Genomic DNA, 23,702 nt, shown 5'->3' with positions numbered 1-23,702 from the left:
CCGTGGTGCCTCCCGAGGGTGTCCTGGACCGGGACGGGCCGGCCGGGCACCCTCGCGCCCCCACCAGGCGTCACCCGGCGGTGTCCTGGGACAACTTGGGACTGAACGGTGACATCCATGGAGGGATCTCTCAAAGGTCTGTGTGGTTATCTTTCGCTAGCGCGCATGTGCAGCGCGCGGGGGTAGGAGCCTGCAGGCTCCGAGGGCCATGGCGGGGCCAGGCCGTGCGAGGGGAGACGACCACATTGAACGGGCAGCCGATATCGGGGACATCGGTCGGGGCGGACAACGGGCGGCGTGGCCGGGGGACCGCCGGACTGCTGGCTCTGATACTGGGTGCGCTGCTGTTGCTGGTGACGGCGTGCGGCGGGGGAGACACCGACGCCGGTGACAAGGGCGGGAAGAGCGGCGGGGGCAAGAGTGCGGACACGACCGCCTCGCAGGCGGTGGTGACCGTCACGCCCAAGGACGGTGCCGACTCGGTCGCCACCAGCGGGGCGCTGAAGATCTCCGCCGAGCAGGGCAAGCTGACCACGGTCAAGGTCGCGGACCCCAAGGGCGTCGAGGTCGAGGGCAAGATCGCGGCGGACGGCGCGAGCTGGGAGCCCGAGCAGCACCTGGCCGCGGCGACGAAGTACGCGGTCCACGCGATCGCCAAGGACGCCAAGGGCCGCGAGTCGGCCAAGGACACCACGTTCACCACGCTGGTCCCGGAGAACACCTTCATCGGGCAGTACACGCCGGAGGACGGTTCCACGGTCGGCGTCGGCATGCCGGTCTCGATCCACTTCACCCGCGGTATCACCGACCCCGAAGCGGTCGAGAGGGCCATCAAGGTGACGGCGGAGCCGGCGGTACAGGTCGAGGGCCACTGGTTCGGCAACGACCGCCTGGACTTCCGCCCGGAGAAGTACTGGGCCGCGGGCACCAAGGTGACCGTGAAGCTCAACCTCGACGGCGTCGAGGGACGCCCGGGGGTCTACGGCAAGCAGGCCAAGACGGTCTCGTTCACCATCGGCCGCAGCCAGGTCAGCCATGTCGACGCGAGCACGCACCGGATGAAGGTCGTCCGTGACGGCAAGCAGATCAAGAACATCCCGATCTCCGCGGGCGCCCCTGCGACCACCACGTACAACGGTCAGATGGTCATCAGCGAGAAGCTCAAGGTGACCCGGATGAACGGCGACACCGTCGGCTTCGGCGGCGAGTACGACATCAAGGACGTGCCGCACGCGATGCGTCTGTCCACATCGGGCACATTCATCCACGGCAACTACTGGGGCGCGCCCTATGTCTTCGGTTCGACCAACACCAGCCACGGCTGCGTCGGTCTGCAGGACGTGCGCGGCGCCTGGAGCAAGAAGACCCCGGCTGCCTGGTTCTTCGACAACTCGCTCATCGGCGACGTCGTGATCGTGAAGAACTCCCGCGACAAGACCATTCAGCCGGACAACGGCTTCAACGGCTGGAACATGACCTGGGCGGAGTGGACCAAGTAGTTCGCGGAACACGCCATGACGGCGGGCCCGGTGCTGTGACCAACAGCACCGGGCCCGCCGTCGTTAGTGACGGTTAACCTGCCTCTCATGACCGTAACCCTTGAAGCAAGCGACGGCGTCGGCACGATCCGGCTGGACCGTCCGCCCATGAACGCCCTGGACGTCGCCACCCAGGACCGGCTGCGTGAACTCGCCGAGGAGGCGACCCGGCGCGACGATGTGCGCACCGTCGTCCTCTACGGCGGTGAGAAGGTGTTCGCGGCGGGCGCGGACATCAAGGAGATGCAGGCGATGGACCACGCGGCGATGGTCGTACGGTCCAAGGCGTTGCAGGACTCCTTCACCGCGGTGGCCCGCATCCCCAAGCCTGTCGTCGCCGCCGTCACCGGTTATGCGCTCGGCGGCGGCTGCGAGCTGGCGCTCTGTGCCGACTTCCGGATCGCCGCCGACAACGCCAAGCTGGGCCAGCCCGAGATCCTGCTCGGCCTGATTCCCGGCGCGGGCGGCACCCAGCGGCTGGCCCGGCTGGTCGGCCCGTCCAAGGCCAAGGACCTGATTTTCACCGGCCGTCACGTGAAGGCCGAAGAGGCGCTGGCGATCGGCCTGGTGGACCGCGTGGTGCCTGCGGCCGAGGTGTACGAGCAGGCATACGCCTGGGCGGCCCGGCTGGCCAAGGGGCCGGCTCTCGCGCTGCGCGCGGCGAAGGAGTCGGTCGACGCCGGGCTGGAGACGGACATCGACACCGGTCTCACGATCGAGCGGAATTGGTTCGCCGGCCTGTTCGCCACCGAGGACCGTGAGCGCGGTATGCGCAGCTTTGTCGAAGAGGGACCGGGGAAGGCCAAGTTCCTCTGACCGAACACCAGTTGGGCACAGAATGCCGCAGATTCATCCGTGCGAGCGGATTGGCTGAGCCTTGAGAGAGCCTTGGGGTTCAGTGCTCCAGTGCCCGGGGCAACCTCGCTCGGACGGGGCATACGCGCAGGCCAGCGGCGGTATCGAGCGCCACATTCTGCCGCTGGCATATGCCTATCGACCACTACGGAATGCTTTATTCCGGGGCAGGGATTCCCTCGGAGCGGCCCCGGAACGCCCGCAGTGCGGCCATGATGGTGGGCATGGCGGGCCTGGAGGGTGTGGAACAGCCGCGGCAGCGCAGCGGCGCGACCGCGGCACGCTGGATGTCGACCGGCGAGGGCGAACAGGCGTTCGAGGTGCTGGAGTTGTTCGGAAATCCGGCGGAGGACGAAGTCCGGCTGCCCTCCCGTCCGGAGTCCGCGGCCACCGCCCGGCGGCTCACCTCCTGCGTGGTGCTGCGCCAGTGGGCGCTTTCCCCGCAGACCGCCGAGCATGCCGTGCTGCTCGTCTCGGAACTCGTCGGCAATGCGGTACGGCACACAGGCGCGCGCGTTTTCGGGCTGCGGATCCTGCGCCGCCGCGGCTGGATCCGGATCGAGGTGCGCGACCCCTCGCGCGGGCTGCCGTGCCTCATGCCGGTCCAGGAGATGGACATCAGCGGCCGCGGACTCTTTCTCGTCGACAAGCTCTCCGACCGCTGGGGGGTGGATCTGCTGCCGCGCGGCAAGACCACCTGGTTCGAGATGCGGATCTCCGACCGCTGAGCCGGCCCGGCCCCCGCCTCTGTGCCCTCTGTGACGACACCCGGCACGACGCACAGAAGCCCCCGGTCGGCCGTGGTGCGGCGCTGCGGGGGCTTCTGCGTGGGGCCGTGAAATGGGGGGTGTGTTCACGGCCGCTGGAGACGACCTGGCCCGGGTCAATGGGGGTCGTGGAACCGACTATGGCAGATGGGTGACGCGGGGTCCAAAGGGACTAATCGGATAAATCTGGTCACTTCGTGACTCTTCGGCGCCGAATCGCAGGTGTGATGGGTCACTGGCCTGGCAATGCATGAATGATTATGTCGTTCGGCGGGTGAATCATCGATTAGTTGAGCCATTGGCGGCACTTCCTTCGCGTCCCGAGCAGGGGCGTAAAGGCGGGCGATTGCCACCTTTCCGACCATTCGCACCTACTGTTCTGCCCATGAAAGCCTCCGAGACGCCGGTGCACCGCCGCAGCACACTGCGCGCGGGCGCAGGAGCAGCCCTGACCGGCGTCCTTGCGGCGGGATGTGCGGACGAACGTGGCGTCGTCACCACCTCGGCGAAGACCCCGGCCACCACCCCCGCGACGACCCCCGGGGGTGCGAAGCCCCCGGCCCCGCGCCCCGCACCCGCCCCGCACCGCTTCCCCGGGCAGCCGGTCCTGATCGACCATGGTCCTCGTCACCGCGCCCGCGTCGCCCTCACCTTCCACGGCCAGGGCGACCCCGCCATCGCCCGGACCGTGCTCGCCGAGGTGGAACGGGCCCACGCCCGGATCACCGTCCTCGCCGTCGGGAGCTGGCTCGACGAGCACCCCGACATGGCCCGCCGGATTCTCGACGGCGGCCATGACCTCGGCAACCACACCCAGCACCATGCCGACATCTCGGCGATGGGCGAGGCCGAGGCATACGCGGAGATCACCGGCTGCGCCCAACGGCTGCGCCGGCTCACCGGCTCCATCGGCACCTGGTTCCGGCCCTCGCGCACCCAGTACGCCACCCCGCTCGTCCAGCGCCTCGCCCAACGGGCGGGCTACCCGCACGTCCTCTCGTACGACGTGGACTCCCTCGACTTCACCTCTCCCGGCGCCGCGGCCGTCACCCGCAAGGTCGCCGGGGAGATCCGCAACGGATCGGTGGTGAGCCTGCATTTCGGCTACGCGGACACGGTCGCCGCACTGCCGGTCCTCCTCACCGAAATCGACCGCCGCGGACTGCGCGCGGTGACGACCACGGAGCTGCTGACCTGATGCTCACCACCACGCGCACCGCGGCCCTGCTCGGCGGCATCCTCATCGCCGCCCTCACGGGCTGTGGCACCTCCGCCGAGAAGGGGCCGACCGACGCCGCCACGCCCCGGTCGGCCCAGGGGAACGCCACCCCGGAGCAAGCCGCCCCCGGACGCGCTACGTCGCCCGGACTCGCCGGGATGCCGCCGGTGCTCGATCCCAAGGACGTGTACGCCGCCGACCGGCCCGGAAAGATGTCGCCGGCCGTCAAGGACTTCCCGGCCCGGGTCTACGTACCCAACACCAACTCCAACACGGTGTCGGTGATCGACCCGAAGACGTACAAGGTCATCAAGACCATCCCGGTCGGACACCAGCCGCAGCACGTCGTCCCGTCCTGGGACCTGAAGACGCTCTGGGTCAACAACGACCTCGGCGACAGTCTCACGCCCATCGACCCGGCCACCGGGAAGCCCGGCAAGACGATTCCCGTCTCCGACCCGTACAACCTGTACTTCACACCGGACGGCAAGTACGCCATCGTGATGGCCTCGATGGACCGTGAGCTGGTCTTCCGCGACGCCCACACCATGAAGACGGCCAAGACCGTGCCGGTCGACTGCGCAGGCGTCAATCACGCCGACTTCTCCATGGACGGCCGGTACTTCATCGTCTCCTGCGAGTTCTCCGGCGAACTCCTCAAGGTCGACACGGCGAAGATGAAGATCGTCGGCCAGCAGAAGCTGCCGTTCAAGGGCGCCATGCCACAGGACGTGAAGCTGTCGCCGGACGGCAGCAGGTTCTACATCGCGGACATGATCGCGAACGGCATGTGGGTGCTGGACGGGAAGAAGTTCACCACCCCGAAGCTGCTCTCCACCGGCAAGGGGGCCCACGGGCTGTACGTCAGCCGGGACTCCAAGGTGATGTACATCTCCAACCGCGGCGAAGGAACCATCTCCATCTTCGACTTCGCACGGAACAAGCTGACGAAGAAGTGGCACCTGCCGAACGGCGGCAGCCCGGACATGGGCGGTGTCTCGCCGGACGGCAAGGTCCTCTGGCTGTCGGGGCGTTACAACGCCGAGGTGTACGCGATCGACACGTCCACCGGAAAGCAGCTCGCCCGGATCCCGGTGGGCAGCGGACCGCACGGACTCGCCGTCTATCCGCAGCCGGGCCGCTACTCGCTCGGCCACACCGGCGTTTTCCGCTGACCCGCCGCAGAGTCCGTGACTCAGAGGAGCTCACACAATGGGCGCCCGGCTCGCGGCGTCCGGCACGCACGCTCGCACCAGACGCCGCGAGCTGATCGGACTCCCATGGTGTGAGCTTCTCTCAGCCAGCGACCAGCAGCGCCTCCGCGCCCACCGGCCGGTAGCCCGCCGCCTGGAACGTCCGCACACTGCGGGCGTTCCCCGGCGACTGCTGCGCCCACACCACCTCGTCCGGCACCAGGTGCCGGGCCGCCCGCGCCAGGCGCTCCCCGAGCCGGCGGCCGCGCGCCTCCTCCGCCACCTCGATCGCCGTCTCCCAGCGCCCGGCGACCCCTCGGCCGAGGATCAGCACCCCGCCGTCGGCGGCCCAGACCCGGACCTCGTCGCGGAACTTCATCGCGCGCGCCACCCGCGGGTGTTCCGGGTCCTCGATCTCGCGGAGCCCGATCTCCGGCTCGCCCGGCAGCGCGCCCGCGACCGTCAGCAGATCGATGGTGTTCATCTGGCGTCCGGTACGGGCCAGCAGCGCGCCCAGGAAGTGCGGACTCATCGTCGCGGCGAGCGCATCGCCGGGGGTGCCGGCCAGCGTGGCCCGTACCCAGTCCGGATCCTCGTCGGTGAACACCACCGAGTGCGCGGTGAATGCCAGCACCCCGGCGTCCCGTGCGTTCGGCTGTGCCACCACGGTCGTGGACCCGTCCGGCGGCGGGAACCGCTCGTCTGCGGCTGCCGTCAGGATCCGCGCCAGTGCGTCGGTCATGAAGTGTTCCCCTCCTGGGTTCCCGGTCCGGTCCGCCGTCCGCGGACACCTCACCCATGATCGACGACCGGCCGCCGCAATCGGTTTCCCTCGCGCCCGTTAATCTGACCCCTATCAGTTAGGTATGACGAAGGGGCTGAACAGTGGCGGACATCGAGTCGGCGCGCAAGGCGTTCGAGCGGTACGACCTCAACGGCGACGGTCTGATTTCGGCCGCCGAGTACAAGAGCGTGATGGCTCAGCTGGGTGACCCCTACGTCACCGAGCCGGTGGCCCAGGCCGTCATCAACTCCCACGACACGAACGGTGACGGTCTCCTCACCTTCGACGAGTTCTGGGCTGCCCAGAACAAGGGCTGATCGCCGGAGGGACCCCCGGCCTGCCCGGCCGGGGTCCGCCGGACCACCGGGCACTGATGGGGCGCAGGTGACGAGCCGGCGCCCCTGGACGACTGCTTCGGCTGAACCACGACTGGCTGGATCCAGCCCTCCGGGCCCGTGCGGTCAGGCGGCGAAGTTCCGGGACAGGGCGTGCTGTTCGTCGATTTCCGTCAGGTCGGGGCGGGTGTACCGCTCCGCCCGTGCGTGGTAGTCGAAGTCCCCGCGGACGAGCCCCCGGTAGTCCTGGATGCAGCGCTCCAGCGCGGCGCGCGCAGGGCCGTCGATATGAGCCGCCTCTATCTCCTCGACGAGCTCCTTCTCCGATCGCTGCACCCGGTCGGCGATCCCCGCCAGCCATGTCCCGGCCTCATCGACGGCCTCCTGGACCGAGCAGCAGCGGTCCCGCTGAATGAGTCTGACCATATTGTGCTCGTATCCGAGGACGGCTTCCTTCTCGAACGAGCAGATGTCGTTGCAGAGTCCCGAGTGATCGGTCACCGAATTGCGCAGCGCGATATAAGCGGGAAGGGATCGGGCGGATTCCGGGAGATCTATTCCGGCAGTGATCTCGTGCAGATCGAGGAACGGCTGCATGGCCACCGAATCGCGGCGGTGCTTCACGAAGTCGGCCATGCTCGGCACATGCCCCGCAGCCCGGTCGACGGCCTCCGCGTAGTACGTCCAGAGCCAGGCGACCGTGTCCCGGCGGAACTGCCGGACCCAGCGCGGCGACCGCCCCTCGCAGGTCCGCAGCCTGAGGCCGTCGAGCGCGTGCTCCATGGGACCGTTCGGCGCACCGGTGCCGTCGAGCACGTCCACCAGCCGTGCGATCGCCTCCTCGCACAGGTGCGGATCGCGGCCGGCGGGCCCGTCGTCGAACTCGTCGTCGACCAGGAACGCCCAGAACAGCCACTGGCAGAAGAGGTCGAGGTGTTCCTGCGACGCGGCCGGGAATATGAGCGATATCCAGAGTTCGGGGCGCGTCCGGACCATTTTCTTCTGAGCAACCGGTGACAGGATCAGGTCGTTGTCGTCCGCCCACTCCCAGGCGGCCTGTTTGGTCTTCTGAATGCCTGGGTTGCAACCCGTGCTCTCGAACGGCATATGGAACTCTGGAAGCGCAATTTTGCTCACGGTGCCCCTCGTCTGAACGTTACGAACAGGGAATGGGAATGAGTCGTATTCGCGAATCAACGCAGGCGGCGGGTGATCGATTCTCGGGGAGCTCCTCGCTGTCCTCTTTCCTCCGCCGGGGCCGGGCATCCGAGCCGGGCCGTGGGCCCTCGGCGGCGGACCGCGCCGTTATGGCGATCGCGTCACCACTCGTCACGTCCAGTGAACCGTAGAGCGCGGCCGAGGGAAGCCGTTTGTGAGCGAATGCGCATGATCGCAATGAATGCCTGTTCGCTGATGGGTAGTTGGTGAAAGGTGGATCGAGTGGCACAGGGGAGGTCCGACAGCGCGGGGCGGGTCAGGCGTGGCGGCGGGGTCAGCCGGCCATCCAGAAGAAGACCGCCGTCATCCGCTTCTCTTCGAGAGTCCGGCCCCAGTAGCCGGTGGCGCTGTGAATCATGTTGGCGGCGTAGAGGAGCAACCGGTTTGCGCGGTACGGGACCCTGATGTCCTCGGTGAAGGAATCCGGCGCCACGAAACGGGTGCCCCGCGCGTCGACGAGGTTGTTGTGCGGCGCGATCACCTGGTTCCCGCCCAGCCAGCCGCCGGGCAGACTCTGGCGGTAGAAGCTGGTCCCGCAGCCCTTGGGCACCTTCGGGTTGAGATAGAGCACCGCGGCGTAACGGCAGAGCGTGCGCGAATCGGTGTGGGGGCGCGACTCGCACTCGCCCTCGCCGACGACCTGGACGCAGTGGTGATTGAACGTGCCGCCGCCGGAGGGCCGTTCGGCCCAGATCGGTAAAGAGCGCCCCGTTCAGACCGGCAGCAGGCGGGTGAGCCCCCTTGGGGGTCATCCACCTCCGTTTCGGTCAGGGACCTTCCGCCATGCTGCCAGGGAAGGCCCTGATCATCGCCGAAGGATCCGAAGGCGCTGATCAGGGCCTATACGCTCAGCACTCGATGATGTTCACCGCGAGCCCGCCGCGGGCGGTCTCCTTGTACTTCACGGACATGTGGACGGCTGTTGATCATGGGACTGACCTGCAGTTTTGGCGTGCCCAGGCTTGTCTTGAATCACGTCAGGGACTTTGTGGGGACTTTTTGTCGAGAGCTGATTACAACGTATCGCGTGTTGCGTGAAAGCTTGCGGGATTGGGCAGTTGACGATCGGGCGCCACGCGATGGTTTCGGCGAGCCCGCTCTCGTTATGCGGTGCTCATGCACGAGCGCCCTCCCGGGTAGTGGAAGGGTGCTCAACGATGATCGACGTCGACACCGCCGACAGTTCAGCAGCAGGTCAAGACTTTGATCGAAGAGACGAGGCCACGGCCGCCGTTGACGAGTTGTGGCTGTGCAGCAGTCGGATCAAAGAGCCAAGGTTCGGTACTCGGAGAACAGGGAGGTCAGCCGATCCACGAGATGCTACGCGAGGCGGAAATGAAAGAGCGCGCTGCGAGGGTGTGAGGAGTCTGAGGGAAGTTGGGAGGCGCATCAGGTTCCGGCTGGCGTCGGTCGGTTCAGCGACCGACATTTCCTGGTGTGCGGGGTGGATCAGACCAGGGTCGACGGTATCGCGCACAGTTCGAAGACTGGTGGCAAGAACCCCACAGCCGAGGCGGGGTCACGGACGGATCGTGGTGTTGTCTCCGGTGATGGCCGTGCCGATCGTCTGTGCGGCGATAGACCGTTCACCGGACGCGGTGATCGTCACTGCGCCGGCCGCGGGAAGTTGGGCGGCCAGTTCGGCAAGCAATTGTGGATTCTCCCTTAGAGTCCGCTTGATCTGCTGACGCAGCGCGGCTGCAGCATCGGTGTCCTCCGGCTCCTCGGCCGCCTCACGCACCGCCGCCTCCAGCTCCTGGCGTCCGGCCGGGCTCCGGCGCCGCCAGACCGCGTGCAAAATACTGCGCCCTGCGTTCGCCGTGGCTCCCACCGCAGCGTCCTCAGCCCGGGCCAGTACCCCCGCACCATAGGCACCCAGGGCTGCGCTTAGATACGGCCCTGCCTGCTCCAAGAACTGCACGATCTCCGCTCCCACAACCCACCCCTGAATTCCTGTCATTGACTGAGGCCAGGGCATCAGACTAAGCCGCCCAGCCAGCGCGCACACGGCAATTCTGCATTCACAGATCGTCGACCGGCCTCACTCCACACGAGCTCAGCGAACACCTTCCTGCCCTGGCGCGGCCTGGCTACGCTCCTGACTGCCAGGCCGCTGACCAGGGAAGCGGAGAACTTCAATGGAGTACTAACCTCGATTCGTCAGTGGTCGTGAGTGCCTGACCGGGTTGCTGGTTCGCCCCGTTTGTTCCGCGTGAGAGCGGGCGGGGCCTTCGCGTGTCGCTGCGGCTGCGCCGGGGTTCCACGGCACCCGGAGGTCGTGCGGGGTTGCTCCTTCCCTTATCTCGTCGGGGCTGGTGGTCTGGTCGTCAGCTGAGGGCGGGCAGGGCGGTCAGCCGGTGCCAGCAGGTGGTGAACGCCTTCGCCCAGGGCCAGGTCCGTTCGATGCGCAGGAAGCGTCGGCGGGCGTGGTCGGTGAGGCGGGCGGGCAGATGGTAGAGACGGAAGCGCATGGTGTCCGGCTCGGCGTGTTCAAGCTCGTCCTGATCGTGCAGGGTGAGCAGCCGCAGCCAGGCGTTGAGATCGGCTGCGAGGTTGCAGGCGAGCATCCATCCGGCGTTGATCTGCCATGACTTGGACGGGAGGTTGTGCAGTCCCATCGCTTTGCCGGTGCGGATGCGGTCCTCCACCTCGGCGTGGTCGCGGTGCAGGACATCGAGGAACTGGACTTGATGGGAACCGGGGATGCCCCACATGTGCCGGATGTTCGTGGCGGTGATCGAGTAGCGCCAGCCGGTCTTCTTCTCGAAGTCGGTCAGCTTCTTCATCTGCCGCCGCGAGGGGCTGACCCGGCGGACGATCAGCCGCATCCCCTCGGGCCAGCCGTCGCGGGTGTTCACCCCAGTCAACTCGGCGACCTGGTAGCCCTCCTGGACGTTGCCGTCTTGGTGCAGGGAGGTCTCCCATGCACTTTCGGGGAGCTTCGCGATCGCCGCCTCGTCCTCGGGCGTGATCTTCCAGCCGACGGTGTAGCGGACCGTGCGCCGCTTCGTGTTCAGGGCCTCCAAGTGCTCCAGCAGGCCGTGCGTGGCCCTGGCGCCGTCGACGCGGATGAGCAGCTTGGCTTGCGAGGAGCCGGGGACCTGCTCCAGGCAGGCAGCCAGCACGCGCAGGTGGTCCTCGACGGTGTTCGCCCCGGCATTCCCGCAGCGCAGCTCCATCGCCAGGCTCTCACCGGTGTTCGCGCACCAGCCGGCCAGCGGGTGGAAGCCGAACGTACCCTTGAACGTCGCTGCCGCCCCTTCCTTCTTCGAAGCAGCGGTGATGACCGTGGCATCGAGGTCCACGACGATCCAGCCCTTCAAGTGCCGTCCGGCGACCGTGAGATACGGGAAGCCGCCGGGCCGCAGATACAGCAGGCCCCACACGTGACGGCGTACCCGCCGCCGCACCTTCGCGATCTTTCGCAGCGTGTGTTCGTCGAGTCCGGCCAGCACCCGGCGCATCGTCGAGTCAGACACCGCCGGTCCGAAGAGTCCCTGGTGATGCAGGTGGAGCTGCTCGGCCTCCAGCAGACTCCGCGCGCCGAGCACGATCGCCACCGCCAGCTGGAACAGCACCCCGCCCCGCTCCCGCCACCCGGCCGCCGTACTCGACGGCAGCACCCGGGCCAGTCCACCCGTCAGCCCCAAGCGGTCGGCAAGTTTCCGCAGTAGCACTGCCCCCGCATGCCCCACCAGTCTCTTCCCGTCAGCCGCCACGGACAGCCGCCGGTCCCACCCTGTACTCTCGACCACCAGAAAGGTGCCTTGCTCTCTGCAGCGGATACGACGTAGACACTCGCATCCTCGCAGGCCAACGGCACCTTTCTGCTGCCAGGGCGTCAGCTCCACCAATTTCGCTGAATAGCCAGGGCTAACGGTCGGACCGCGAAGTGGCATGCTCGGCTGCGTCGATCCTTGCGCGGACCTGAGTGACGAGCGGGTTCTCCGGGCCCAGGGTGGGCTCGATCCGGTCGAGGGCAACGCGATAGACGGCGATCGCTTTTTGGTGTGCGCCGGCTTCCTGGTGGGTGTCCGCCAGGGTGAGTTGGGCGTTCAGGACATTGGGATGGTCGCCGAGGGTCTGCTGCCAATGGGCGAGGTTGGCTTCGTACAGCGGCACAGCCAAGTCGGGTTGGTCGTTGGCCCGGTAGATCTCAGCCAGGTACTGCCGTTGCTTGACTGTGTCCGCGTGGGTGACGCCGAGTTCCTTCTCGGCGAGCGCAACGCTGTGTTCCAGCAGTTCGGTCGCCGGGAGGAGGCCGCCGGACCCGCCAAGCGCACGGGCCAGCATGGCGGTGGAGTGAAGCGTTTGCGGGTGCGCGCGGCCGAGTTCGGCCTCCAACTGGGCGCGGACGTCCTCCAGGACGGTGACGGCCTGTGCCGCGTTGTCGGACTCCATGTGAGCGGCGGCCAGGTTTATCCGGCTGGTGACCGTGTGCGGGTGTGTGTCGCCGAAGATGAGGCTGGCGTTGCACACGGCGGCTTCGAGGAGCTGGACGGCGCGCGGAGCGTCGCCAACTGCGAGATGCGCGAGGGCCAGGTTGCTCCGACACACCACGGTGTGCGGGTGGTCCTCGCCGAGCGAACGGACGCACCGCTCCAGCGTTGACTCAGAGAGAGGGACGGCCTGTGCCGGATTGTCCGTCTGGCGTAGTGCGTCGGCCAGGCCGATGTAGTTGGACAGGGTGTCCGGGTGGGACTCGCCGAAGACCTGCTCGCACTGGGTGACGACGGTTTCGAACAGCGGGACGGCGCGATCAGGGTCGCCCGCCGCGAGGTGTGCATTCGCGAGGCCGCTTCGGGTGGCGAGGGTATGGGGGTGGGTCTCGCCGAGCAGCGCGGCACGGTGCTTGAGGATGGTGTCGTACTGGGCGATCGCCTGTCCATCGTGGCCGGCGGCCCGGTATGCCTGCGCTAGCCCGTTCCTGGTGGTCAAGGTCTGAGGATGGCCCTCGCCGAGGAGGTGGGCGCTCTGCGCGGCCGCAGTCTCCAGCAATGGAAGCGAACGGGTAAAGTCTCCGGCGTCTCGGTAGGCGCAGCCGAGATTCGCACGGATGGCAATGGTCTCTGGGTACGCCTCGCCGTACACCTCCTCGCATCGGGCCAGGGCCGTCTCGAGGTGCTGCGCTGCCTGGTCAGGGCGTCCGGCGATCAGATAGGCGTAGGCAAGGTTGTTCCGGCTGGTGATGGTTTCGGATTCGCTGTCGCCGAACGCCTGCTGCCACTGTGTGAAGACGGCGGTGTACATCGGAATGGCGCGGGACAGGTCGCCTGAAGCGAGGTAGACCGCCGCTAGACCGTGCTGGCTGCTCAGCGTGGCAGGGTGAGTAGGTCCTAGGGATCGCTGGTGATGCGTGAGTGTGGCCTCATACAGAGAGACAGCCCGACCCAAGTCGCCGGACGCATGGTAGGTGCGGGCCAGTTCCTCGCAGCTGACGAGAGTGTCGGGGTGATCGTTGCCAAGTGCGTGCCTACGCCGGGCCAACGTCTCCTCGTGGAGTGTGATGGCACGGGCCAGATCGCCGGAGTCACGGTACGAGTTGGCAAGGTTGGCGGCGACCGTGAGCGTCCCTAGATGCGAGTCGCCGAGTACCTGCGCGCACTGGGCGACCAACGGTTCGAGGATGGCGATGGACCGTTCGAAGTCCCCGGCTCCGTGGTAGGCGTCGCCCAGGTTCGAACGGACCTTCATGGTGATTTCGTGCTCGGCGCCAGCGAGCGCTTCGCAGCGGGCGAGGGCCGCCGTGAGTAGCGGAACGGCGCGGCCGTCAAGGCCGAGGCCCTGGAGGTAGAGTGCAGCGCTCGCGTACCGGCCGGCGGGAAAGGTGTCAGCGTGTCCGTCAGGAGTGGTGGCCGCGAGCGCGACGAGGTGCGGAAGCAGCCGATCCCAGGTGGGGGACCGGCCAGAGTCGGGTGGTTCTCCCAGGGGGGCGACCGCAGCGCTCAGCAGCCGTTCGGCCTCCAACCTGCCGGTTAGCGCGCTGTCACCGATGGGCGACTGGTTCCGGAGTGTGGTCTGGACGAGGCGGTGGATGCTCACCGAGTCCGGAGTGAGGGAGACCATGCAGTAGACAGCAAGCACCCCTAGGGCTTCGTGAAGGTCGTCGCTGTCGTCGGCAATAGGGGTCAGCAGTCCAACTGGGATGTCATCGGGGGCTAGCCACGCCAGTGTGGACAGGACGCGGACCGCCAGGGGGTTACGCTCCGTGAGGGTGCTAATCGTCTGGCGCCAGATCCGGGCGACCGTGCGCTCTGGGTCTACACCTTCGGGAGCCTTGTCCAACGCGCCTATCAGCCGTCGGCGGTAACGTTCAATGCTGATCGTCGGGTTCTGCGCGAGGTAGGCGCCGGCCTGCATCAGGGCGAGGGGAAGCTGCCCCAGATCGGCTGAGAGGGCCCGGGTCTCCTGTATCTGACGATGGGTCGGCGAAGTCGCGCCGAGCACCTGCCTACAGAGGAGATCACTCGCTGCAGCCAGGTCGAGTACGTCGAGGGCCAGCGTTGCGATGGAGGTCGGCCAGCTAGCTGACCGTCGGCTCGTGGCGATGACGTGACCGTTAGGCGCGCTGACGTAGGGCTGCAGATCGGGCGGATCCTCAACGTTGTCGAAGACCAGCAGCCACCCCGGATGCCACTGCAGCCACAACATCGCCCAGGCGGCGCGCTCTTCGGTAGTCGCGCTGCCGGCCCACACAGGGATCAACCGCAGAGCGAGGTCGGCCAGCGATTGCGCGATGTGGTCGGGTGATGCAGCGGCAATCCACCACATCACGGTGTAGTCGCGACGGTGTCTGTGGGCGTACGCAAGGGCGAGGGTGCTTTTGCCGACTCCGCCGAGGCCTTGGACGACGGCAGTCCCGGCGGCCGGCTGCCCGAGCGTGCCGCGCAGCCAGTCCAGCTCGTTCGCGCGGCCGAAACACAGCGGGAGCGGCGGCAGGTTGGTGAGCCCGGCAGGTGCCTGAACATCGCGCGCCGAGCTCAGCAACTCGGCCGTCAGAACGTTGACCGGGCCGGTGACCGCTGTCCCGATGTGATGGGCGGCGACGGATCCGGCCCCTATTGCCTGGAAAGTGGATTCCGTCACCGCTGGACCCGCCGACTCCCGTGGCGAACGGTGACCGTCGACCTTTCTTTGCCCGACGGCCTACTGCGTGCCCTCATCTCAGTCCCCTCTGCGGGCCGACTGGGTGTCTCGCTCCCCAGCACGGCGCGCACGCGTTTCCCATGTTGGGTCAGTATCGGCTGAGAGGCGGCAAGAGTTGCATGGAATCGGGGCTTCGTCGCTGACACGATCGTTGATGTTGAGGTCGGCCACGCGCCCCCCAGGAGCCAGTGGTCTCAAGACTCCTCAGTCTCAGTTGTGGTCTCAGGTGGTGGGAAATCTGGGGTGGTCCAACTTGGTCCATGGTCGTCCGACACCAGCACTGACCAGGTGTTTCGTTCTTGTGGTGGATGCCCATGGAAGCCGGTGGATCAAGATCGGACAATTCGTCATGCGTAGGTTCCGGGGTTGCCCCGAAGGCCTGGTCGGTCGGCCAGGCCTGGTTCATGACCACGTGAGGGTCGCCGCACTCCAAGTGAGGCTGACAGCCTCGCCGTTGAGGAGTGTGTCTGCGAAGGCGGTGACCTGCCGGACGACGTCCGTGAAGCGTCCGGGGTAGCTCGTTGCGGCGGTGCCTTGCCGGCGGCGCCAGGCGGTGTAGGAGGTCTGGCGGCGCTCGCCGAGGTCAGTGATGGTGGTGCTGAGGGGTTTCAGAGTGATGCCGCGGTGTGTGGCGGTGGCGGTCAGCGCTGTGGTGAGTTCTTGGCCGTCCAGGTCGTTGAGGGTGAGCAGGCGGTAGAGGTCGCCGTAGTCGCGGTCGCGGGTGTTGAGGTCGCCGAGTGAGATGGCGGTGGAGAGTTTTTCGGCGATGACGGTGGCGAGTGGGTAGCCGAGGATCTGGAAGCTGTCCGTCGTGAGTTGCTGCGGATAGTCGATGATCCGGGGGCCGGGGATGACGGGGTCGCCGAAGCTGATATCCAGTTGGAGCTTGAGTCGCGCTCGGGCGATGGAGGCGGCCATCGACAGGCGTAGACCGTGGTATTCGTCCTCCTCACGAATGGGGACGGTCTTGAGTGTCGTGGGATCGAATACGACGCCGTCGTCGCTCTCGGTGGCGGCGATGGCCGCGATTCTGTGGATGATCTCTGTTTCTGTGCCTGGGAAAGATCGACCGAGGATGTCGATGTCCCGGGTCATTCGACGTGCGCCGAACTGGGCGAGCAGCAGGCCACCTTTGAGGACGAAGTGCTCCCGGCCCAGGGACGATGAGGCCAGGCGGTAGAGGAACCGTTCGAGGATGTACTCGACCATGACCTCGTCCGTGGACCGGCTGTTGCGGCGCGCCAGGTTGCGCAGGTCGTTGTAGACGCGGCCGGCGGTGGTGTCGCGGGTGGGGTTGGCCATCAGGCGAGCACCGCCTCTACGGCGGGGCGGACGACGGAGAGGGCGTCCAACTCGCGTGCGATGTGCTGGAGTTCGCCAACCCCGCCGCGCCCGCTTCGACGCAGGTAGCGGCCGAGCGCGGACAGGGCGAGGGTTTCGCCGAGGCGGCTGCGATGGCGCATTGCGTCGACGACGCTGCGAGCTGCGTTGTACATGGGGATGGTTTCTCCCGGGGCTGCTTCGAACCGTTCGATACCGAGGTCGAAGGTCTTTGCGGCGTACTGCGCCACCACGGTCGGCGGGTAGGAAATCGTCGGGCGGCGTGAACCGCGCGGCACGGCGATGTGTACTGCTGCGGGGATGTCGTCGATCAGTTCATGCAGGGCCAGGGCGGATTCACCGCACACGACGGCGCGATGGGCCCGTGCGCACACGGCCAGCAAATCCGCGTGCGCCGTTTCCGGGGCGTCTGCCCGCCGGTACACCCCACGGGACAGTTCGTCTATCTCCCCCTCTGTGACCAAGTGCGCCAGATCGCGAGGGGAGAGCAGGGCCTGTCGCGCCTGCGCCGTCGTGAATGTGGGGGAGAGGCCGGCCAGCCGCTGCTCCAAGCGCGGGTTTTCCGCAGCGTTCATGTATCGAATGATACCCCTTGGGTGGGGGTGGGGGATCGATTTGATACATCAGCTGGTGGGTGAGCGGCACATCCGGCGTTGATCACGTGCCGCGAACCCGCAGGTCAAAAGCCCCTTCCAGGGGGATATCCCAGGGACTTTTCAGGGACTTTCACGTCTGCCCCAGGGCGTTTTCAGGGACTTTCCGCCGCGTAAGCAGGGAAGGCCCTGACAGTGCTGAAAGATACAAACGCACTGGTCAGGGCCAATCTGACTAGCACTCGATGATGTTCACCGCGAGCCCGCCGCGCGCGGTCTCCTTGTACTTCACGCTCATGTCCGCGCCCGTCTCCTTCATGGTCTTGATGACCTTGTCGAGAGAGACCTTGTGGGTGCCGTCGCCGCGCAGCGCCATCTTCGCAGCCGTGACCGCCTTGACCGCCGCCATGCCGTTGCGCTCGATGCAGGGGATCTGGACGAGACCGCCGACCGGGTCGCAGGTCAGGCCCAGGTTGTGCTCCATGCCGATCTCGGCGGCGTTCTCGACCTGTTCGGCGGAGCCGCCGAGGACCTCGGCGAGCGCTCCCGCGGCCATCGAGCAGGCGGAGCCGACCTCGCCCTGGCAGCCGACCTCGGCGCCGGAGATGGAGGCGTTCTCCTTGAACAGCATGCCGATGGCACCGGCCGCGAGGAGGAAGCGGACGACGCTGTCCTCCTTCTCGGCCTCGGTGGCGCCGCCCGCCGCGAAGTTCATGTAGTAGTGCAGCACGGCCGGGATGATGCCGGCTGCGCCGTTGGTCGGGGCGGTGACGACGCGGCCACCCGCGGCGTTCTCCTCGTTGACCGCCATCGCGTAGAGGGTGATCCACTCCATCGCGTGGGCCTGCGGGTCGCCCTCGGCGCGCAGTTGCCGTGCGGTGTTCGCGGCGCGGCGGCGGACCTTCAGGCCACCGGGGAGGATGCCTTCGCGGGCCATGCCGCGCGATACGCATGCCTGCATGACCCGCCAGATGTCCAGCAGACCGGAGCGGATCTCCTCCTCCGTCCGCCAGGCCCGCTCGTTCTCCAGCATGAGGGAGGAGATCGACAGGCCGGTGTCGCGGGAGAGCCGCAGCAGTTCGTCGCCGGTGCGGAAGGGGTACTTCAGGACGGTGTCGTCGAGGACGATCCGGTCCTCGCCCACGGCGTCCTCGTCGACGACGAAGCCGCCGCCGACGGAGTAGTAGGTCTTTTCCAGCAGTGGGGCGCCGTCGCGGTCGAACGCGAAGATCGTCATGCCGTTGGCGTGGTAGGGGAGCGCCTTTCGGCGGTGCAGGACCAGCTGCTCGTCGGCGTCGAAGTCGATCTCGTGCATGCCCAGCAGGTTGATCCGGCCCGAGGAGCGGATCGCGTCCACCCGGTCGTCGGCGGACTCCACGTCGACGGTACGGGGGGACTCGCCCTCCAGGCCGAGCAGGACGGCCTTGGGCGTGCCGTGACCGTGGCCGGTGGCGCCGAGCGAGCCGAACAGCTCGGCGCGTATGGAAACGGTGTGGGCGAGCAGGCCCTCGTTCTTCAGGCGGCGCGCGAACATGCGGGCCGCGCGCATCGGGCCGACCGTATGGGAGCTGGACGGGCCGATGCCGATCGAGAACAGGTCGAAGACCGAGATGGCCACGGTGTGACTCCTAAGAGGTTGGTAGACGCCGTTGTCTGCCGGGCGGTGCGGTACGGACCGGTCGGTCCGAAGAGCGGCGGGACAAGGGTGGGGGCACCGCGCTCACTGTCCAGTGTGCGTGGTGCCCCGCCCCAAACGTGCAAAAAGTGACCCGGACTACTTCAGGCCGGGGTACAGCGGGAACTTCTCGGCCAGCGCGGTCACGCGGGCCTTGAGGTCGTCGGCGTCGTACGACGGCTTGAGTGCCGACGCGATGATCTCGGCGACCTCGGTGAAGTCCTCGGCCTGGAAGCCACGGGTGGCCAGGGCCGGCGTGCCGATCCGCAGACCCGAGGTGACCATCGGCGGCCGCGGGTCGTTCGGGATGGCGTTCCGGTTGACCGTGATGCCGAGCTCGTGGAGCCGGTCCTCGGCCTGCTGGCCGTCCAGCTCCGAGTTGCGCAGGTCGACGAGGACCAGGTGCACGTCCGTACCGCCGGAGAGGACGGAGACGCCGACCTCGGTGACGTCCGGCTGCACCAGACGCTCGGCGAGGATGCGGGCGCCGTCCAGGGTGCGCTGCTGGCGCTCCTTGAACTCGTCGGTCGCCGCGACCTTGAACGAGACCGCCTTGGCCGCGATCACGTGCTCCAGCGGACCACCCTGCTGACCCGGGAAGACGGCAGAGTTGATCTTCTTGGCGAGCTCCTGCGTCGACAGGATGACGCCACCGCGCGGACCGCCGAGGGTCTTGTGCGTGGTGGTCGTGACGACGTGGGCGTGCGGCACCGGGTTCGGGTGCAGACCCGCGGCCACCAGGCCGGCGAAGTGCGCCATGTCGACCATCAGGTACGCGCCGACCTCGTCCGCGATGCGGCGGAAGGCGGCGAAGTCCAGCTGACGGGGGTAGGCGGACCAGCCGGCGACGATGAGCTTCGGCTTGGACTCCTTGGCCAGGCGCTCGACCTCGGCCATGTCCACGACGCCGGTGTCGTCGACGTGGTACGGGACCACGTTGTAGAGCTTGCCGGAGAAGTTGATCTTCATGCCGTGGGTCAGGTGACCGCCGTGGGCCAGGTTCAGACCCATGATCGTGTCGCCCGGCTTCAGCAGCGCGAACATCGCGGCGGCGTTGGCCTGTGCACCCGAGTGGGGCTGGACGTTGGCGGCCTCGGCGCCGAACAGCGCCTTGATCCGGTCGATGGCGATCTGCTCGACCACGTCGACGTGCTCGCAGCCGCCGTAGTAGCGGCGGCCCGGGTAGCCCTCGGCGTACTTGTTGGTGAGGACGGAGCCCTGGGCCTCCATGACCGCGACCGGAGCGAAGTTCTCCGAGGCGATCATTTCGAGGGTGGACTGCTGACGGTGGAGCTCGGCGTCGACGGCGGCGGCGACGTCCGGGTCCAGCTCGTGGAGGGAGGAGTTGAGAAGCGACATCAGGTGGTCCCTTGGAGTCTTTAGTTGCCGGAGAACTCGGTGTACTCGTCGGCGGAGAGCAGGTCCTTCGGCTCCTCCGCGACGCGTACCTTGAACAGCCAGCCGCCCTCGAAGGGAGCGGAGTTCACCAGCGACGGGTCGTCCACGACGTCCTGGTTGGAGGCGGTGACCTCGCCGGTCACCGGCGAGTACAGGTCGCTGACGGACTTGGTCGACTCGAGCTCGCCGCAGGTCTCGCCCGCGGTCACCGTGTCACCGACCTCCGGGAGCTGGGCGTAGACGACGTCACCGAGCGCGTTGGCCGCGAACTCGGTGATGCCGACCGTGGCCACACCGTCCTCGAGGGCCGACAGCCACTCGTGCTCCTTGCTGTAACGCAGCTGCTGGGGGTTGCTCATGACCTGAATTCTCCTGTACGCGGGGGAGTGCTGATGAACGGTGGTCTTACGCTGTGAGACGCGACTGCGTCACTTCTGGCGCTTGTAGAACGGCAGGGCAACGACCTCGTACGGTTCGTGGCTGCCACGGATGTCCACTCCGACGCCCGTGGTCCCGGGCGCGGCGTGCGCGGCGTCCACGTACGCGATGGCGATCGGCTTGCCGAGCGTCGGCGACGGGGCGCCGGAGGTGACCTCGCCGACGACCTGGCCCTCGGCGACAACGGGGTAGCCGGCGCGCGGCACCCGGCGGCCCTCGGCGATCAGACCGACGAGCTTGCGCGGCGGGGCGGTCTCGGCGCGCTCGGCGGCGGCCTCCAGGGCCTTCCGGCCGACGAAGTCGCCCTCCTTCTCGAACTTCACGACCCGGCCGAGACCGGCGTCGAACGGGGTCAGCTCGGTGGTCAGCTCGTGCCCGTACAGCGGCATGCCCGCCTCCAGGCGCAGCGTGTCGCGGCAGGACAGACCGCACGGGATCAGGCCACGGGAGGCGCCCGCTGCCGTGAGGGCCTGCCAGAGCTGCTCTGCGTGCTCGGGGGCGACGAACAGCTCGAAGCCGTCCTCGCCGGTGTAACCGGTACGGGCGATGAGCGCGGGCACACCGGCGACGGTGCCGGGCAGGCCCGCGTAGTACTTCAGACCGTCCAGGTCGGCGTCGGTGACCGAGGCCAGGATGGCGGGGGACTCGGGGCCCTGGACGGCGAGCAGCGCGTACGCGTCGCGGTCGTCGCGCACCTCGGCGTCGAACCCGTCGGCGCGGGCAGTCAGCGCGTCCAGCACGATCTGGGCGTTCCCGGCGTTGGCGACGACCATGTACTCGGTCTCGCCCAGCCGGTAGACGATCAGGTCGTCCAGGATGCCGCCGTCCTCGGCACAGATCATCGTGTAGCGGGCGCGGCCGACGGCTACGGTGCCGATGTTGCCGACCAGCGCGAAGTTCAGGAACGCCGCGGCCTGCGGGCCGGTGACGGTGATCTCACCCATGTGCGACAGGTCGAAGAGACCCGCCTTCGTGCGCACCGCGTTGTGCTCGTCGCGCTCACTGGTGTAGCGCAGCGGCATGTCCCAGCCGGCGAAGTCGGTCATGGTCGCGCCCAGCGAGCGATGCAGGGCGTCGAGGGCGGTGAGGCGGGGGGCGTTGCTCATAGGTGTGGCTCCCAGGGCATGACGACGAGGACGATCCCCTCCCCATCTGTCATCGGAACCTGAGAGGTTCGCCGAGAGACCCCGGGGGGTTCGGCTTGCACCTTGGGTGGAGCCGCGGGGCGACTCGCTTTTCAGATCTGCCTCATCCACGCGGTACGGGGCCTGAGAGATTCAAGGGAGGATCTTGCTCCTTCGGCGCCCGGCACACACTGTGGCCGGAGCTCTCCCGCGCGGATTCAAGCGGCCTTTATGCAGTTGGCCGGGTCATCATCGCACGCATTCCGGAAGAGTGGGGCGTCGGTACCCGATGCACGGAACAAGTAGTGGGACGGTTGTCTCGCATTACCTTTTCTTTACACTTCTTGGGCAGACGTGGGTGACCCGACAGGGGGAGGGCGATGACGTTGCAGCGGTACGCGACGACCGCGGGGGTCGCGCACGGCGCGATGCCCGCGCAGCCGGGAGCACGCGCCCGGGAATTGCCCGGCACGCATGCACCCGTCGTGCGGGACCTGCGCGAGCGCGCCGGGCGCAGCCCGCGCGGGCTCCATTTCGCGACAGGCGATGTGGTGGTGGTCTCCGGGCTGCCCGGAGGCGGAAAGTCGACACTGATCCGGCGGGCTGTGGCCGTACGGGCCATCGACTCCCAGGACACCCGGGACCGCTGGGCGCAGCGGGTGCCCCGCTTACTCCCGTACGCCCTCTACCGCCCGCTGGTCCGCGTCGCCCATTACTGGGGACTCTGGCGGGCGCTGTGCTCCGGTGAGTCCGTCGTCGTCCACGACTGCGGGACCCAGGCATGGGTGCGGGGCTGGCTGGCCCGGCACGCCCGGCGCTGCGGCCGCACGCTGCATCTCGTGCTGCTCGACGTCACCTCCCAGGAGGCCAGGGAGGGCCAGCGCGAGCGTGGGCGCGGAGTCTCCGGATACGCCTTCGCCCGGCACCGCAGGGCCGTCGGCCGGCTGCTGCGGGACACCGAGGCGGGCGACCTGCCGCTCGGCTGCTCCTCGGCGGTGCTGCTGGACCGGGAGGCGGCCGGGATGCTGGCGTGCATCACGTTCGTCGACGCCCGAGGGGCGGGACTGCCCTGAGGGTCCTTCTTTTCGGATCAGGCCCCGCGCGCCCCGCATGATCCGCGCAGGAGAGGCGCCGGTAGCCGGTCGTCCGTCAGCGCGGAGGGGCGCGCCGGAGTTACTGTTCTGCGGCAAGGCTTGGGTGAGAAGGGGAAGCAGCGCAGTGGACATTCCGGCACCGGTCCAGAACCATCCGCAGAGCGGATGGCCGGCCAATGAGCTCGAAGAGGTGCTGGTTGCCTCGCTCGGCAGCCCGGAGGCGGGCGGCCGGCTCGTCGAAGTGCTCAGCCGCGGTCACCTCTGGGTGCCGCTTCCCAACGGCGGGGGCCCCGATGCCCCGTCGCTCGACCTGCCGACGGTGGAGATCGAGGGCGCTCCGTACGTCCCCGTCTTCAGCTCCGAACATCAGTTCCTGCAGTGCGTCGGCACCCATATGTCCTTCACCGTGGCGCCCGCCGTCGAATTCGCCCGCGGGCTGCCCCCGCAGCTCGGCATAGCGGTCAACCCGGGCGGCGCCGTCGGCATGCCGCTGCCGCCGCTCGCCGTCGCCGAGCTCTGCCGCGCCGGACGCACCTCGCTGGACGGGCCGGCCACCGGCGGCCGGGTCCGGCTGTACGAGCCGGACTGGCAGGAGGAGCCCGTCGATTTCCTCGCGGCCGCGGCCGGGGAATTCGAGGAGAGCGGCGTCGTGCGCACCGCCCGCCGGACGCTGGCCAGCATCGAGGGCGGCGATCCCGTTCTCTTCATAGGCGTCGAGTTCTCCACCTGGGACGGCGCGGGGCGCAACGCCCCGATGGACGCCCTGGGCCGCGCACTGGGCCGTGTCGAGGTGCCCTGGCCGGTCAATCTGGTCCTGCTCGACGTGGCGCAGGACCCGGTCGCCGACTGGATGCGGGCCAGGATCCGGCCGTTCTACCAGCGCGAGGGTTACTAGGGCGTGTTTCGAAAGTCCCGCCTGCCTGGCGACGCCTGGCACGCACGCGCGCTGCGTTGTCGGGCTCGCCCCGATACGCCCAGTATCGG

The 23,702-nt window shown here is 68.0% G+C and carries 19 protein-coding genes, 1 pseudogene and 1 riboswitch; of the genes and pseudogenes, 8 read left to right on the top strand and 12 right to left on the bottom strand.

All coding sequences use genetic code 11. The features are described 5' to 3' along the window. The first annotated feature begins 245 nt into the window (after positions 1 to 245). The 5 genes from AB0915_RS03945 to AB0915_RS03925 all read left to right on the top strand — a co-directional run bounded on the left by AB0915_RS03945 (position 246) and on the right by AB0915_RS03925 (position 5,554). Positions 246 to 1,499: an Ig-like domain-containing protein gene (locus AB0915_RS03945; RefSeq protein ID WP_366689567.1), complete on the top strand. Its 1,254-nt coding sequence runs from the start codon at positions 246 to 248 to the stop codon at positions 1,497 to 1,499. Positions 1,500 to 1,586: 87 nt separating this feature from the next. After that, positions 1,587 to 2,354, top strand: coding sequence for an enoyl-CoA hydratase-related protein (locus tag AB0915_RS03940; RefSeq protein ID WP_366689566.1), 768 nt, complete (start codon positions 1,587 to 1,589; stop codon positions 2,352 to 2,354). A gap of 251 nt (positions 2,355 to 2,605) precedes the next feature. Next, positions 2,606 to 3,121, top strand: a complete 516-nt coding sequence (locus AB0915_RS03935; RefSeq protein WP_366689565.1) for an ATP-binding protein — start codon at positions 2,606 to 2,608, stop codon at positions 3,119 to 3,121. A 424-nt stretch (positions 3,122 to 3,545) separates the two neighbouring features. Continuing rightward, positions 3,546 to 4,358 (top strand): polysaccharide deacetylase family protein, encoded by an 813-nt coding sequence (locus AB0915_RS03930; protein WP_366689564.1) that lies wholly within the window; start codon positions 3,546 to 3,548, stop codon positions 4,356 to 4,358. Beyond that, entirely contained in the window at positions 4,358 to 5,554 is a 1,197-nt protein-coding gene (locus AB0915_RS03925; RefSeq protein ID WP_366689563.1) for a YncE family protein, read from the top strand. The genes AB0915_RS03930 and AB0915_RS03925 overlap by 1 nt, the downstream gene beginning before the upstream one ends. 121 nt (positions 5,555 to 5,675) lie before the next feature. Here the strand turns inward: AB0915_RS03925 and AB0915_RS03920 are convergent, their stop codons facing one another. Then, positions 5,676 to 6,314: a GNAT family N-acetyltransferase gene (locus AB0915_RS03920; RefSeq protein ID WP_366689562.1), complete on the bottom strand. Its 639-nt coding sequence runs from the start codon at positions 6,312 to 6,314 to the stop codon at positions 5,676 to 5,678. A gap of 143 nt (positions 6,315 to 6,457) precedes the next feature. Here AB0915_RS03920 and AB0915_RS03915 point away from each other — a divergent pair, with 143 nt between their 5' ends. After that, positions 6,458 to 6,673 (top strand): EF-hand domain-containing protein, encoded by a 216-nt coding sequence (locus AB0915_RS03915; protein ID WP_037690105.1) that lies wholly within the window; start codon positions 6,458 to 6,460, stop codon positions 6,671 to 6,673. Positions 6,674 to 6,817: 144 nt separating this feature from the next. On the opposite strand, the gene AB0915_RS03910 is transcribed toward AB0915_RS03915, so the two are convergent. From AB0915_RS03910 to gcvT, 11 genes and pseudogenes are all read right to left on the bottom strand, one after another. Continuing rightward, positions 6,818 to 7,798 carry a terpene synthase family protein gene (locus AB0915_RS03910; RefSeq protein ID WP_366689636.1) on the bottom strand — a complete coding sequence of 327 codons (981 nt, stop codon included), beginning with the start codon at positions 7,796 to 7,798 and terminating at the stop codon, positions 6,818 to 6,820. A gap of 385 nt (positions 7,799 to 8,183) precedes the next feature. Next, positions 8,184 to 8,645, bottom strand: a pseudogene (locus AB0915_RS03905) (DUF6445 family protein); the annotation flags it as partial. 783 nt (positions 8,646 to 9,428) lie between these two features. Further along, positions 9,429 to 9,845: a hypothetical protein gene (locus tag AB0915_RS03900; RefSeq protein ID WP_366689561.1), complete on the bottom strand. Its 417-nt coding sequence runs from the start codon at positions 9,843 to 9,845 to the stop codon at positions 9,429 to 9,431. A gap of 391 nt (positions 9,846 to 10,236) precedes the next feature. Beyond that, positions 10,237 to 11,808: an IS1380 family transposase gene (locus AB0915_RS03895; protein ID WP_366689560.1), complete on the bottom strand. Its 1,572-nt coding sequence runs from the start codon at positions 11,806 to 11,808 to the stop codon at positions 10,237 to 10,239. Then, positions 11,783 to 14,896 (bottom strand): tetratricopeptide repeat protein, encoded by a 3,114-nt coding sequence (locus AB0915_RS03890; protein ID WP_366689559.1) that lies wholly within the window; start codon positions 14,894 to 14,896, stop codon positions 11,783 to 11,785. Before AB0915_RS03890 ends, AB0915_RS03895 begins: the two co-directional genes overlap by 26 nt. Before the next feature lie 561 nt (positions 14,897 to 15,457). Continuing rightward, positions 15,458 to 16,357, bottom strand: a complete 900-nt coding sequence (locus AB0915_RS03885; protein WP_366689558.1) for a nucleotidyl transferase AbiEii/AbiGii toxin family protein — start codon at positions 16,355 to 16,357, stop codon at positions 15,458 to 15,460. Then, positions 16,357 to 16,971 (bottom strand): type IV toxin-antitoxin system AbiEi family antitoxin domain-containing protein, encoded by a 615-nt coding sequence (locus AB0915_RS03880; RefSeq protein WP_030351863.1) that lies wholly within the window; start codon positions 16,969 to 16,971, stop codon positions 16,357 to 16,359. The genes AB0915_RS03885 and AB0915_RS03880 overlap by 1 nt, the downstream gene beginning before the upstream one ends. Positions 16,972 to 17,224: 253 nt before the next feature. After that, on the bottom strand, positions 17,225 to 18,607 hold the full coding sequence (locus AB0915_RS03875; RefSeq protein ID WP_366689557.1) for an L-serine ammonia-lyase: 1,383 nt from the start codon (positions 18,605 to 18,607) through the stop codon (positions 17,225 to 17,227). 156 nt (positions 18,608 to 18,763) lie between these two features. Beyond that, positions 18,764 to 20,023, bottom strand: coding sequence for a serine hydroxymethyltransferase (gene glyA, locus AB0915_RS03870; RefSeq protein WP_366689556.1), 1,260 nt, complete (start codon positions 20,021 to 20,023; stop codon positions 18,764 to 18,766). Positions 20,024 to 20,043: 20 nt separating this feature from the next. Beyond that, the gene (gene gcvH / locus AB0915_RS03865; RefSeq protein WP_037690095.1) at positions 20,044 to 20,421 is read right to left on the bottom strand and encodes a glycine cleavage system protein GcvH; all 378 of its coding nucleotides are present in this window, start codon (positions 20,419 to 20,421) and stop codon (positions 20,044 to 20,046) included. A gap of 69 nt (positions 20,422 to 20,490) precedes the next feature. Continuing rightward, positions 20,491 to 21,606: a glycine cleavage system aminomethyltransferase GcvT gene (gene gcvT, locus AB0915_RS03860; protein ID WP_366689555.1), complete on the bottom strand. Its 1,116-nt coding sequence runs from the start codon at positions 21,604 to 21,606 to the stop codon at positions 20,491 to 20,493. A gap of 141 nt (positions 21,607 to 21,747) precedes the next feature. Beyond that, a riboswitch (glycine riboswitch) is annotated at positions 21,748 to 21,845 on the bottom strand. A 159-nt stretch (positions 21,846 to 22,004) separates the two neighbouring features. On the opposite strand from gcvT, the gene AB0915_RS03855 reads away from it, so the two are divergent. Beyond that, entirely contained in the window at positions 22,005 to 22,697 is a 693-nt protein-coding gene (locus AB0915_RS03855) for an AAA family ATPase (protein WP_366689554.1), read from the top strand. A 145-nt stretch (positions 22,698 to 22,842) separates the two neighbouring features. Next, complete coding sequence (locus AB0915_RS03850; protein ID WP_366689553.1) at positions 22,843 to 23,613, top strand: enhanced serine sensitivity protein SseB; 771 nt, start codon at positions 22,843 to 22,845, stop codon at positions 23,611 to 23,613. Positions 23,614 to 23,702: the final 89 nt, after the last annotated feature.

The organism is Streptomyces sp. NPDC048411, assembly GCF_040704695.1.
In the GTDB taxonomy this organism is placed as follows: Bacteria; Actinomycetota; Actinomycetes; order Streptomycetales; family Streptomycetaceae; genus Streptomyces.
The sequence above is the reverse complement of the archived record's forward strand: the minus strand, read 5'-3'. Positions and strand labels throughout refer to the sequence as shown.